Source organism: Pleionea sp. CnH1-48 (assembly GCF_024124665.1).
Taxonomy (GTDB): Bacteria; Pseudomonadota; Gammaproteobacteria; order Enterobacterales; family Kangiellaceae; genus JAMXSB01.
Map to the genome: position 1 here is coordinate 49,610 of NZ_JAMXSB010000007.1, position 12,922 is coordinate 62,531.

Consider the following 12,922-nt stretch of genomic DNA (forward strand, 5'->3'; position numbering starts at 1 on the left):
GGTAAAAAGCACAAATGAAAGGCGGCAATACAAATTGAGATAGCAAAGCACGTAGCACACGATATACATTTCTTGATGACACTAGCTTTTGTTTATTAATCGAACTAACTACGATGCTGTAGCAAATGCCCTAACAGAGATATTTTCTGTCTTTAGGAAGTGACAACGATTTTTTTCAGTTCTGGCTTAAGGAAAATCAAGACAAATAAGTGACCAAAAACCTTTCAAAAACTTCTAAAAGATTTCCGAAAGGTTTTTATTGTTGATTTATAGAGGATTTTTACAATCTCCTATCTGTCACTACAAAAAGACAGAGCACTAAAATTATTGAATGTTTTTCCTGTGCAGCAACCTTTCAGAAAGGTCGCGCAATGTTTCGAAAACTTTTGGGAAAAATAAAACCATCAAAAGCAGGCAGTATCCTGCCTGCTCATTGAGAAATGCTTGAGTGAAATAAGAAGTGATTAAACTCGTTACACCCCGATATAATTTGCCACCACGTTAATGCGCTCATGACCCAATTCGAGAGCTAATTCTTTTCTTGCTCTCTGGTCAATTTGCTTTTGTTCTCGGGTCAGCTCCTTCCGACGAGGACCACCCATAACCGGACAGTGCCACCCTGCCAGTTCAAAATATCGGTCTTGGGCATACTGATGCCGCAAGCCATGAGGCTTGATTAGTCCGACAGTGCGCAGTGCATAGTAGTAGTGTCTTCGATGTTGGGAATAACTTTTACTTGGGGGGATTAACGAACCTTTACCCGCTATCGCTTTCGCTTCGTTCAGAATGTCACGTTGTTGTTCGGTTCGAATTGGGACAAATCGCTGTTTACCGCCTTTGCACCAGGACGCCTTTAACCAGAGTTCACAACCTTGGTCAGCGATACCAGGCTGTATTTTTAACACTTCCTCGGTTCGCAACCCAAAGACTGCTGCCAACTTGATACTAATACGTACATGCTCGCTTTTGACACCTTCGAGCTTGGACTCATCCAGTCGCCAAGCCTTGCTCTCGTTCGTCACATACTGTCGATTCGAAATGCCATATTGTGCATTCGTTTTATAGACCACACCTTGGCGGTCCTTCTTCCGAGCCCACCAACGAACATAGCTCATACGGGTTTTTATCGTACTCACCGCAATACCTTGAGCCTTCCAATGCTCAACCAAGGCAATTACATGCTTCGGCTTTATCGAACGCGCACGCATTTTCCGAAAGCCTAGCTCTCCCACCAAAAGCTCGCCCATCGCTTTCAATTCTCGGACACGCTTCGCTTGTGTATCAAAACTGCCATCCTTATTTCTGTTACACAACTGAATAAAATCAGACACGATATCTTTCATCGCCTTACCTCCGCCTCATGAATGAAGGCAAAGCATAATCCGATTAAAATACCAAAGAACGTAAAAACGTTTTATTGAATTCCTACAATTAATGAAGCCTAGAAAACACAGTGTTGAGTTTGAATGTTTCTGTGGCCAAGCAATACACTCTCGCCACCGAGTGTCATTTTTCTGGTAAGTGAACATCCTCTTTTGCGTTCCGAAGAATAGGCAAAGTTAGCCAAGCTAACAACGAGGTATTCGGGCACTAATCCAACATTCAAACACCGCATAACCCTGCGGTAATGATGCGCGATTCGAAATACGCTGCCATCAAAGGGGTATCAACACCATAACTACTGTTTTCTATCGTTCGTTTACGCTCCTTATCGTTGTATCGTTAACGTTTTTCATATTGCTTATTCATACAGATTGCTTCTCAATTACCCACTTTTTTAATCCAGTTGGACTCTGGTTTGTCCTTTTCTATACGGAAAGGATGAATTAAGTCAGCCATCAATCCCAAGGGATAGACGGATGACGGCCACAGCACGAAAATAACGAGCATTTTAGGTGGTTTGTTTTTGAGAATCATGACGGCACTGACAACAGCGCTATCATTTCATTGATAGAATCAAAAGATTATGTTGATGAACATCCTAATAAGGATTTAATTATGGTTGCCTAACCTCAACAACCTTTAGAAAGGCCTGGCGACCTTCCTATTAACCTGTCTCTGATAAGAGCTAGATTGATGCATGCGACAAAAAGTCGCATGTCTAACGACGCATGACCAGTATTACATAGTAGAAATGTACCGGCAATAAAAAACGTTTTCCTGCCGTTCCGGATTAAAAATAGGCTAAACCGTTGATTTTATTCGTCGCTAGGTATGCTAAACCATCGTCACCTTTTAATTTTTAACAAAATTGGAAAAGGTGACGATGGTTTATGGGTTCGTTCCTGCACATCACCGACAGTTTAGGCGTCTATTTTGATAGCACCAGAGGGAGTAGTCAGTGTTATCGCTAACATTAAATCACCATAGCAATAGAACACAATGGCAACATGATTGCTGAGCATGATTTCGATTGATTGGTTACTCGTATATGAAGCAGAGGTGACAGATACTTTTCCAGCCCACTTGCCCAGCAATAGCTTTGCACGAGTCATCAACTCTTCGTCAACTTCCCCAGCCTTGTACAACTCCTCTTCCAAGGCAGTCAGTTGTTTTCTCACACTGTCCGTTATCTCGCCTTGACTCGTTTCGAGTAGCTTTAGTTGTTCAGCACGAGCTTTTGCGTAGTTGACCGCATTAATACTGACAGCATCGGTAGAGATTGACCAAGCCAGACTCGATAGACTATGACCCGAGGACAAAGAAATGCCTAATCGTTGCTCATCGGTTACAAAGCCGTTTATTTCAGCGCCAACAATAAGTTCCAGCTCTCTTTGAACATCATTGCTCATATCTCTTTTATCAGATCCTTTCGTCCCTTGTTGAGAGCTATTAATATTCTCTAGCGCCCACTGTTTAGCATCATCACTGCCTAAATACTCTCCATCCTCATCGGTCAAACACCCTTCACTCAGAACCGTAAGCGCCAACCCAACAATGGACGCCACTTTCAATTCTAACCAGTCTCCATAAATAGTGATAAGAAGCTCTGTATTTAATCCTTTGTAACCAGCTTTTGAGGCCAAAGATTTATCATGTTTAGATATACCTCCAACCTCTAGGTCAAAGCCAGACTCTTCCCCATCAATTTTGACAGGTAAGTATCCCAAGTCTTGGTAGAAATCCCACTCAGACTCAAATTCGACGCAATAACCAAACGACTGACACCAGCTCAAGATATCTTGACTGCTGGGAACCTGTTTCTTATTAAGTAACACCTTAAAAGTATGAGACATAATATTAAATCACCACATCTTCTTGCTGAACTTCTACCTCTGCTGGAGGACAAGAATAAGATTCTGCAAGCACATTAGTTGCTATGGTCACTAACGGCATCTTTAAATAGTCAGAGTGGCTTTGAGTTATTTTCATGGTTTCGATATCAGCTTGAACCAGCTCAAATAATTCCTTTGAGCTTGGACTTTTCCCATCAGGGAAACAAAAAACATCTTTCATGCCATTCAGTTTATTATGCTTCTCAACCATTCTCAAACTATCAAATATTCCTTGAAAGTAAACGGAGAACATATACTCGTAATCAAACTTACCTTGCTTGGTCTTTTCTTTCAGTTGGTAGAAGGTACTGACATTCCATTCGGCACCAAACGCAGTAGAACAAGAAAACAGCGATAAAGTGATTACAACTAAATATCTTCGAAACATAAGCATTATCATTTTTTACTTACAAAAATTTCAATGATGTCTGAGCCGAATACCCCTTGAAGCTTTCGGTTTCGCTTACCAGACATACCTTTTCCGGTTTTTAAGTCAAACGCTAAAACAGGTTTCCCCTTTAAATCCCTTATTTCTACATCAATACCCACAGATCCTTTTGCTCTCTTTTTCACCTGCTTTCCTGGATTGCCAGTACTGTCCCTGAACACTTCGGCCTTTATCACATAGCCGTACCGTTTGTATTTCTCGTTAATCTCACCAATGAGTCTTTCGAATTGCTGATGGGCTGCTGTACCTCTAGCCCCCGCATTGGCGAAACTCGTTCCACCAGATAGTTCAGCTAACAGAATGTTCAGCATAGATTCCTTTGCGAGCTGGATAATTTCTTCTCCAACAATCCCAAACGCATCTTTACCACTCCCGGTCAAAGCCCTGGAAATGGTTGCTCTCCCGCTTGAAGTCGCCAAGGTACTCAGTCGGCCATTGACCCTTAACGCAGCACCGATACTGGAAATTCCAAACATCCCAGAGGGATCGATAAAGTTGACTGGATCAGAGTAAGCATACAGATATTTATGAAGCGTGATGGGGGCTTGAGGAATACCTTTCCAAGTATCCATTTGCGTGAAACGGCCCACATTGGGGTCATAGTCTCGCGCTCTAGCATGATAGTGTCCGGTGGTTGGGTCGTAGCGATTGCCACCAAATATTAAGTCTTCCAATCGGGCTTCTGGACCACGCATGTATAAGACTTTTCCAAAGGCGTCATATCCATATTCAGCCACGAGTTTTCCGCTTTCATTTGTAACGGCTAACACATGGTTCTGATTGGTGATATAGGTAAACGTTTCCCCCCTGACCGTATCCGTTCGCATGAGAGGCAAGAACCCATTTCCATAGGTATAGGTATTAAGTAACGTTCCATTTTCGTCACTTTCAGAAATTACAACGGGGTATTCTCTATTCGTATCAACGGTGTAAAGAATGTCTGCGAAGCATGTGGAGACCGTTAACCAAAGAACGAAAAAAGACAGCAACTTCCTGTACGACATAGCGAATCCCTTTGAGAAGGTAAATTAAGGGCGAGGATTATATCGATGCAGGATCATTACTTTGTAGTTGGCTTTTGTTTAATTACGTTACGATGATTCACAAAAAAATGACTTAGGTGTTTGCAAGATAATCCTTAGCGCGCCGGATGGCTGAATGCCTTGCTGAGGGGTGTTTGCCTGACTGACCGTAAGGAACTCCCCCCTGCGGCGCAAGACCTATGCAAGCGCTGGCGATGAAACGCCAGCGGCCTTGCGCTCTTGGGTTTCGCTCCTTAGGTCTTTAGTCACGGCAAACGACACTCACCAAGACGATGCACACCCAAAGGCACTGGCCCTGAGTGTGATTATTATTTTCGGTTTCTCTTTCCGGCACCAACATCTTCCAATCCGATGGCATGAGAGAGGCACAGCCAAACCCAACCATCGCACTCGGCTTTTAACAGAGTGAGGTCCAAACATTCAAGCCGCGTGTTTGCGTCAGTCTTGCGTAGCATGGGTGATGGAAACAGGTGGCAACACTCGCATACTTTCAAGCTGGCAGGTGCTTTATATCGTAGAACCCAAACCTGACAATTCTACATGCCATTTATAGTCCGAAGAGCAAAAAAACGTTTTACCTTCTTCGTACACTTCAAGTATGTAAGATTGTTCGCATTGAAACGAAACGGTGAGTGACAATGCAAACAGATACTACAAACAACGAAAAACCAGACGAACGTCTTTTTTCAAAATTTGAGCAATTAATTGGTGCCGTCTTAGATAGCAAGGTTGCGCCTAAAGTGGATATAGATAAAACCCTTTGGGAAACACAAGATGTCGCTAACTACCTTAAGCTAAGTTACCGCTATACCAGTGAATACGTAGTTACACACCACACCTTCCCTAATGCTCTTAGATTTCCTACTCGTAACAACACGAAAGGTCACCCGCGTTGGTACGCGGGTGAAGTGATAGCCTGGGCTGCTACTTTTCAAGAAGGATAGCAGCTCTTCTTAACCAAGCTGTTTAGCGATATCAGCAGCCGATTTATTGTAATAGGTCATTAACTGACGAATATCCCTATGACCAACCATTCTAGCCAAATCTAACACCTCTATCTTTTCTGCCAATCGAGTAATGGCTTCATGTCGTGAGTCATGGAAGGTTAAATCTTTGATCGTCGTCATTTGGCAATACTTTCGAAACAATGTGCTCAACAATTGCGCCTCTAGTTGAAACACTGGTTCATACTCGCCTTGCCTCTTTGGCAACAGTTTAAGCAAAGCCATCGCCCTATTGGACAATAGCACTTGTCGAGGCAAACCGTTCTTTGTATTTGGTAAATGAGCTACAGCAGATTTAACATCAATCAATGCCTCACATAATTGACATATCTCGCCAGCTCTCATGGCTGTCTCTAAAGCAAACAGAAAGGCCACAGCTACAAATTGAGATTTACTCTTAGGTGTAAGCCCCTCACGATAGCCAAGAGCCAAGCACAACTCTTGTTCTTCCTCAGGAAGCACCCTACGATCTCTAGGAGGCGGGTTCTTGGGTCGTTCCAGATCTTTGAAGGGGTTATGCTCCATTAACCTCCATCGTCTTGCTTGCGTCAAACAGTGGCTAATCAGATTCAACTCTCGATTGATCGTGGACGCTTTTACCTCTTTCTCACGAAGATGAATCCAATCTTCAATATCTTCTCGCTTAACATCACACAACTTAGTAAGGCTTAAATCTTCAAAACGCAGCAACATATTAAGCCTCACCTTCTCCCACTGCGCTCCTTTCTTTTTTGGTGACACTTCCTCTGCGTAACGGGTAAACAATTCTGCCATTGTTACATTGCTTCGATATTTCTCATCAAGCTTACTTAGTTCCGCTTCCTTTTCTCTTGCCCAGCTTTGGGCTTTCTTCTTGTTGGGAAAGGTGGCCGTTTTGCGTCTACCTTGAACATACAGATAAACACGCACTTTGCCTGACTCTAAGGTTTCATAAGATGCCATGATGGACCTCGCTTTATATTCGAAAATTCGTGTAATACTGTGTGTAAAATTCGTGAAATAGTGAATGAACACAACAGGGCTAAAGCGATCCAAAGAGTTGGAAAACAGATCTGTTAAATTCCTTGTTCTTTTTTCAAGACAGCAAAAAACAGAGAATAAACAGATAGTTATTCACAAATAAGAACAGATACGAATATATACGAGATGAAAAAGCCCCGAAGGAAATTCGGGGCTTTTGAGAGATATGGTGCCGAAGGCCGGACTTGAACCGGCACGACCGATAGGTCACTACCCCCTCAAGATAGCGTGTCTACCAATTCCACCACTTCGGCAAAAAACTGTCTAAGAATGTAAAAGAAGCTTACTGGCCTTCTTTTGTGTCATCCTTTTTTTCTTCAGTAGCTGGAGGTGCGTCTTGCTTCGCTTCCTCTTTAGCAGACTCGATTGTTGTCTCTGCTTTTTCTACTGTCTGAGCAGGTTCTGGTTTTGCTTCAGCAGCAGGCGCTGTTGTTGCTGGAGTTTGCTCTTCTACTTGTTTAGCGGCAACATCCAATAATGTTTCTTCTGCAACAGCATCTTTATTGGCAGTGATATAACCCAAAGCCAACGCGATAGCGAAAAAGCAAATCGCTAAAATCGTAGTCACTCGTGTTAGCGTGTTTCCAGAACCACTTGCTCCGAAAACAGTACCCGATGCACCAGCACCAAAAGAAGCGCCCATGCCAGCACCTTTACCTTGTTGAAGTAAAATAATTCCAACAAGCGCAAGTGCCACTACTAACAAAATTACTAATAAAAACTGTTCCATTATATTAACCTGCTGCTTTACAGATTTGATAAAACTCATTGGCATCTAACGCGGCGCCACCAATCAGGCCACCATCGATATCTGCTTGAGCGAATAATTCGGTAGCGTTTGCAGCTTTCACACTACCACCATATACAATTCTTACCTCAGCGGCTGCTGATTCGCTGCGCGAAGCCAACCACCGTCGAATCGCTGCGTGAACTTCTTGAGCCTGTTCTGGTGAGGCAGTCTTGCCTGTACCAATAGCCCAAACAGGTTCATACGCAATAACCAACTCAACCAGTTTGTCGTTTCCGATTTTGTCGGCAACAACATTCAGTTGCTGGGTAATCACATCCAGAGTTTCGTTGCCTTCTCTTTGTTCCAGAGTTTCTCCGACACAAAAGACAGGCACTAAGCCAGCTTCAAGAACTGCGGCGACCTTTTCAGCGATGACTTCATCACTTTCTGCAAATAAGGTTCTACGCTCTGAATGGCCAAGAATAACATATTTACAACCGATATCAGCGCTCATTTTTGCTGATATTTCACCGGTATACGCGCCTTGCTCAAATGGCGAGCAATTTTGTGTACCGACATTGATCATGCTATCTGCAACAAGCTGTTGTACTTGAGCAACGTACAACGCTGGTGGGCAAACCGCCACATCACAGTTTAATGCAGAGAGTTCACTTTCCAATAGACCGTTCACTAACTGTTCAACACTCGAAACAGTGCCGTGCATTTTCCAGTTACCAGCCACAATAGGACGACGACTCATAATCTACTCAACATCCAGTACCCAAAACGGGCGCAAATATTACTAGAGACGCTGTCGAGATACAAGACCCCTTCCTATAAATAAGCGTTAGCCAGCCGAAAACTGACTGAGTTCAGTCACGAAACCAGTCCAGTCTCACTAAATTGATGAATAATCAGTCGATTTGCTAGCGGCTTGATTCGTTGGCAGTGGCTCCAACTCCCGAAAACTGACCAATAAAGGTATAGAACTCGTCAGCAGGAATTCCTTTGCTGACCAAATATCCCTGAATTTCATCGCAGTTATGCTGCGCCAAAAACTCCCATTGCTGTGTTGACTCAACCCCTTCGGCGATGACTTTAAGCCGTAAACTCTTAGCCATAGAAATAATGGCTAACGTAATAGCAGTATCATCAGGATCCACACACACTTCATCGATAAAGGTTCGGTCAATTTTTAACGAATCCAGAGGAAAACGTCTTAAATAACTAAGCGACGAATAACCCGTACCAAAATCATCAACAGCGATCTGCACACCCATACGCTTTAATCGGTGCAGAATTTTGATGGCCTGCTCCACATCTCTCATTAACATGCTTTCTGTGAGCTCTAACTCCAGAGAGTTTGGTGGTAAACGGTAACGCTTCAACATCATACTGATCATTTCGGGCAAATCCGACTGGCGGAATTGCAACGCCGATAGATTCACGGCCACTTTCAGGTCGGTATAACCGGCTTCTCTCCATTGCTGTACTTGGGTACAGGCCGTTTCCATGACCCAGCGACCAATTTGCTTAATCAGCCCAGTATTTTCTGCAATCGGTACAAACTCACCAGGAGAAATAAAGCCCAGTTCGGGGTGAGTCCAGCGTAGTAAGGCTTCTGCACCAATCACCTGACCACGGGCAATATCAACCTGCGGCTGATACACCAGACTCAATTCGCCTTTTTCTATCGCACTGCGCAAATCATTCGCAATACGATGTCGGCGCAATGCCAATTCATTCATTTCTGCTTCATAGAAAGCATAGGTGTTACGGCCAGACTCTTTGGCCTTATACATGGCTGCATCAGCTGCTTTCATCAGCGCATCAACATCATTACCATCATTAGGATAAGTACAAACCCCGACGCTCACGGTAGAGTTCACCACGTAGTTTGATAGATCGAAGTGCATGTTGAAGCTTTCAACAATTTTTTCGACTACTGTAATAATCCCTTCGGCATCACTGATTTCATTGAGGATAATAACGAACTCATCCCCGCCCAGGCGGGCTAAGGTATCTTCTTCTCTCAGAATATTTTGTAAACGCTTACTAGCGGCTTTAAGTAGCTCATCGCCAACAGCATGACCTAAGGAATCGTTTACATCTTTAAAGTGATCTAAATCAAGGAACATCAAAGCGGCATAAGTGCGAGTTCGTGCAGCCCGTTTGAGCGCATAGCGAATACGGTCCATGCACAGAGCACGATTAGGTAGCTGAGTTAACGAGTCATAATTGGCAAGATATTGTAAGTCTTTAACAGCACGTTCAAGACGTCGTTTATTTAACTGCAAAGCTTCTTCTGCAGCATCTCTTTCTCGTTGGCGACGTTCAATCGTCTCTAACATGTCGTTAAACGTTTTGGATAAAGAACCTATCTCGTCGTTCGAAATGATTGGCACGCGTAATGCGTAGTTTTGAACAGAGCTCACTTGCTGACTGATACTTTCCAACTGTAACAGCGGCCCTGATATGTACTTTTGTAAACTGCGCGCCAGTAGTACGGCAATCGCCACCATAATCAACATCAAAAATAGCAAGGTGAAGATAAATGAACGCAATTTATCATTTAGTGGCTTATTTGATATTCGTAAATAGAGCGTACCTATTTGTTCATCCAAAGCGTCCGTAATCGGTTGGTAAATATGCAGCCACCGATCATCCCAGCGTATTTCAGCTTCTTTTTGATAATCACTTTGAGAAATATACCCGCCGCCACGTTCAACCTGAGAAAATAAATTTCCGAGTCCATCGAAAATGGCCACACTGTGAGGAGAACTGAGTACCGCTTTTTCGAGCAGGTTTTCTTGAGCCTGACCCGCATAATTTAAATTCAGGTAAGTAAAGCTGTCTGTTGCCAGACGATGAGCCTGTGACAGCGCATCATTTTGTACAGAATCGCGCATGCTCTGGTAAAAGCTAATGCCAACAACCGTAAAACCGAGACTCATGGTTAACATGGATATGCCGACAATAATGATCGTCATTTTGCTGCGAATAGAGGCATTCCACTTCATCGACTACCACCTTCGGCGTAAATACGCTCTGCCAATTTAATAAATTGCACCGAAGGTTCGTGGCGACCGGCTTTAAAAGCGCGCTCGTTTAACTCAAACCGTGTTCTTTGATTTGCACCTACATATAAACGAATATGAATTCCCGCTTCAGCACTGCCTTCGGTGCTGGCAACAAAAATGGTCTCGTTCAAAAGACCGCTCTCAACAATTTTTCTAATTTCTTCGATGGGCACCTCGCCAACAAAAGCGACATGGCAGCCTCTCATGTCATCAATATCGCGTGCGTAAACTACTTCAATCTTTTTATTAGACAAAACTTTACCTGACACATTTCTCAGAACATGTCGATAATAATCTCGGTCTTGGAAGATACACAATCTAAAAGGGATCGCTTTATTGTTAAAGTCTGACTCAGCAGACCAATAAATCATTCGTGGAAGTTTTACCAAAATAGCGGTACGTAAGTTAATTTCAGGAACACCACGCTCGTCAGCCCACCCAAAGCTACTGACTAAACAACAGAATATGCTTATAAATATCCCTCTTACGAAGCGGTCCACAGTACGCGCCTAGTTATTTTTTTCATTAATAACCTTTCTCAAGCAGTATTGGCTGATGCCGGTCAAACCTCTAAGTTAAGAACAATTGCATAAAAAAGCATCAGCTTAGGATCTCTCACCGCTGATCACAAAAGGGATTAATGCAAAAAAGAGACCGTGTCATCAACTCCACACACCTATAAATATAAGTTTGGCAGTTATCTCGATAGAGTCAAACACGATTTAGGCAAGATATTTCCAACCATTATGAGAGTTTAGGTGGCGATCAGTTAATCAAAAGCTGTATAATATCGCGCGCTCAGAATTCGAGTTCGGATTTTGAGCAACTTCTTAACTTAGCTTAATAGTAATTTAAAGTCTTTTGTCGCATAAAACAAAGAGTTTATGCGAGAGGATACGGCATTGCCTTATAAAACAGGCAGATTACATGATGTTAGGCTATATTTCGTTTTAATTTCAAGCATATTAACGAATTCGACGCAGCGTATGATTAAAATTAAGAAAGGCCTCGATCTTCCCATCACCGGGAGTCCAGAACAGGTAATTCATGACGGAAACACTGTCAGTCGAGTTGCGATTCTGGGCGAAGATTATATCGGCATGAAACCGACAATGAAGGTAAAAGAAGGCGACCAAGTGGTTTGTGGTCAAGTTCTCTTCGTTGACAAAAAAAATGAAGGTGTCTCATTCACCGCTCCAGCATCCGGCACCATCAGTGCTATCAACCGAGGCGCAAAACGTAAGCTGCTTTCGGTCGTTATAGATATTGATGGCGACGACAGCTTGCAGTTCGATAAATACACTCCTGATGCCCTAAGTTCTCTGACCAAAGAACAAGTGACCCAGAATCTGGTGAACTCAGGCTTGTGGACTACCTTGCGAACTCGCCCTTTCAGTAAAGTTCCTGCTATCGGCAGTACTCCTGAAGCCATCTTTGTTACTGCCATCGATACTCATCCTCTGAGTGCCGATCCAGCAGTGATTATTAAGGAAGAACAAGATTCCTTTAATCACGGCTTGGCAGTCTTGAAGAACCTAACAGAGGGTAAGCTTCACGTTTGTACTGCAGAAAACTTCGACACATCCCTGACAACAGGCGAGCAGTCGACTTTCGCAGGTCCTCACCCAGCAGGATTACCGGGTACTCACATCCACTTCTTACATGGCAGCTCAGCGGAGAATGTTGTCTGGCATATCGGTTATCAAGATGTCATCACTGTCGGTAAACTCTTTACCGAAGGTAAGCTCATCAACAACCGAGTAGTGGCACTAGGTGGACCAGGCGCTAAAAAACCACGTTTAGTAAGAACTCTAATCGGCGCAGATCTTTCTCAACTGTTAGAAAACGAAGTTGAGTCAGGCGATATCCGCATCATTTCAGGTTCAGTCTTCAGTGGAACAATTGCCACCGGAGCACGTGCTTTCTTAGGTCGTACAGCGAATCAGGTCAGCATGTTGGCCGAAGGTCGTGAAAAAGAATTTTTCGGTTGGGCTTATGCTGGTCGCAAAAAATTCTCAGTGACTCGAGCTTTCATCTCACATCTTGTGCCTAGCAAAAAATTCGATTTCACCACCACTACTGGTGGTAGCGAACGAGCCATTATGCCAATCGGCAGCTATGAGCGAGTTATGCCGTTGGATGTGCTCCCAACACAACTATTGCGCGCCTTAGCGTCAGGGGATACCGAAACAGCTCAACAATTAGGCTGCTTAGAACTTGACGAAGAAGATCTCGCACTTTGTACATTCGTTTGCCCTGGCAAATACGAATACGGCCCACTGCTAAGAAGTGCGCTGGAAACCATTGAGAAGGATGGATAAC

At 43.5% G+C, this 12,922-nt stretch carries 11 protein-coding genes and 1 tRNA gene; 2 read left to right on the plus strand and 10 right to left on the minus strand.

Annotated features, from left to right (window positions below; all coding sequences use genetic code 11):
* Positions 1-473: 473 nt before the first annotated feature.
* From NH399_RS12205 to NH399_RS12220, 4 genes are all read right to left on the minus strand, one after another.
* Positions 474-1,343 carry a phage integrase N-terminal domain-containing protein gene (locus tag NH399_RS12205; RefSeq protein ID WP_253040511.1) on the minus strand — a complete coding sequence of 290 codons (870 nt, stop codon included), beginning with the start codon at positions 1,341-1,343 and terminating at the stop codon, positions 474-476.
* Positions 1,344-2,303: 960 nt separating this feature from the next.
* Positions 2,304-3,236 carry a hypothetical protein gene (locus tag NH399_RS12210; RefSeq protein WP_253040512.1) on the minus strand — a complete coding sequence of 311 codons (933 nt, stop codon included), beginning with the start codon at positions 3,234-3,236 and terminating at the stop codon, positions 2,304-2,306.
* A gap of 4 nt (positions 3,237-3,240) precedes the next feature.
* Entirely contained in the window at positions 3,241-3,663 is a 423-nt protein-coding gene (locus tag NH399_RS12215) for a hypothetical protein (protein WP_253040513.1), read from the minus strand.
* A gap of 8 nt (positions 3,664-3,671) precedes the next feature.
* Positions 3,672-4,727, minus strand: coding sequence for an RHS repeat-associated core domain-containing protein (locus tag NH399_RS12220; RefSeq protein WP_253040514.1), 1,056 nt, complete (start codon positions 4,725-4,727; stop codon positions 3,672-3,674).
* A 677-nt stretch (positions 4,728-5,404) separates the two neighbouring features.
* Here NH399_RS12220 and NH399_RS12225 point away from each other — a divergent pair.
* Positions 5,405-5,710, plus strand: coding sequence for a hypothetical protein (locus NH399_RS12225; RefSeq protein WP_253040515.1), 306 nt, complete (start codon positions 5,405-5,407; stop codon positions 5,708-5,710).
* A 9-nt stretch (positions 5,711-5,719) separates the two neighbouring features.
* Here NH399_RS12225 and NH399_RS12230 read toward each other — a convergent pair whose 3' ends face one another.
* From NH399_RS12230 to NH399_RS12255, 6 genes are all read right to left on the minus strand, one after another.
* Positions 5,720-6,712 carry a tyrosine-type recombinase/integrase gene (locus NH399_RS12230; RefSeq protein WP_253040516.1) on the minus strand — a complete coding sequence of 331 codons (993 nt, stop codon included), beginning with the start codon at positions 6,710-6,712 and terminating at the stop codon, positions 5,720-5,722.
* 245 nt (positions 6,713-6,957) lie between these two features.
* A tRNA-Leu gene (locus NH399_RS12235) sits at positions 6,958-7,044 on the minus strand.
* A gap of 29 nt (positions 7,045-7,073) precedes the next feature.
* A complete protein-coding gene (gene secG, locus NH399_RS12240) occupies positions 7,074-7,520 on the minus strand; it encodes a preprotein translocase subunit SecG (RefSeq protein ID WP_305885095.1) in 447 nt (148 codons plus the stop codon).
* A gap of 4 nt (positions 7,521-7,524) precedes the next feature.
* Positions 7,525-8,280 carry a triose-phosphate isomerase gene (tpiA, locus tag NH399_RS12245; protein WP_253040517.1) on the minus strand — a complete coding sequence of 252 codons (756 nt, stop codon included), beginning with the start codon at positions 8,278-8,280 and terminating at the stop codon, positions 7,525-7,527.
* Between the two features lie 166 nt (positions 8,281-8,446).
* Positions 8,447-10,540: an EAL domain-containing protein gene (locus tag NH399_RS12250; RefSeq protein ID WP_253040518.1), complete on the minus strand. Its 2,094-nt coding sequence runs from the start codon at positions 10,538-10,540 to the stop codon at positions 8,447-8,449.
* Positions 10,537-11,100 carry a YfiR/HmsC family protein gene (locus NH399_RS12255; RefSeq protein WP_253040519.1) on the minus strand — a complete coding sequence of 188 codons (564 nt, stop codon included), beginning with the start codon at positions 11,098-11,100 and terminating at the stop codon, positions 10,537-10,539. The genes NH399_RS12250 and NH399_RS12255 overlap by 4 nt, the downstream gene beginning before the upstream one ends.
* Positions 11,101-11,586: 486 nt before the next feature.
* Here NH399_RS12255 and NH399_RS12260 point away from each other — a divergent pair, with 486 nt between their 5' ends.
* The gene (locus NH399_RS12260) at positions 11,587-12,921 is read left to right on the plus strand and encodes a Na(+)-translocating NADH-quinone reductase subunit A (protein ID WP_253040520.1); all 1,335 of its coding nucleotides are present in this window, start codon (positions 11,587-11,589) and stop codon (positions 12,919-12,921) included.
* The last annotated feature ends 1 nt before the right edge of the window (position 12,922 follow it).

Bases quoted from the DNA above. Each gene is read 5' to 3' on its own strand.
- NH399_RS12205 (WP_253040511.1), bottom strand. From the start codon at position 1,343: ATGAAAGATATCGTGTCTGATTTTATTCAGTTGTGTAACAGAAATAAG.
- NH399_RS12210 (WP_253040512.1), bottom strand. From the start codon at position 3,236: ATGTCTCATACTTTTAAGGTGTTACTTAATAAGAAACAGGTTCCCAGC.
- NH399_RS12215 (WP_253040513.1), bottom strand. From the start codon at position 3,663: ATGTTTCGAAGATATTTAGTTGTAATCACTTTATCGCTGTTTTCTTGT.
- NH399_RS12220 (WP_253040514.1), bottom strand. From the start codon at position 4,727: ATGTCGTACAGGAAGTTGCTGTCTTTTTTCGTTCTTTGGTTAACGGTC.
- NH399_RS12225 (WP_253040515.1), top strand. From the start codon at position 5,405: ATGCAAACAGATACTACAAACAACGAAAAACCAGACGAACGTCTTTTT.
- NH399_RS12230 (WP_253040516.1), bottom strand. From the start codon at position 6,712: ATGGCATCTTATGAAACCTTAGAGTCAGGCAAAGTGCGTGTTTATCTG.
- secG (WP_305885095.1), bottom strand. From the start codon at position 7,520: ATGGAACAGTTTTTATTAGTAATTTTGTTAGTAGTGGCACTTGCGCTT.
- tpiA (WP_253040517.1), bottom strand. From the start codon at position 8,280: ATGAGTCGTCGTCCTATTGTGGCTGGTAACTGGAAAATGCACGGCACT.
- NH399_RS12250 (WP_253040518.1), bottom strand. From the start codon at position 10,540: ATGAAGTGGAATGCCTCTATTCGCAGCAAAATGACGATCATTATTGTC.
- NH399_RS12260 (WP_253040520.1), top strand. From the start codon at position 11,587: ATGATTAAAATTAAGAAAGGCCTCGATCTTCCCATCACCGGGAGTCCA.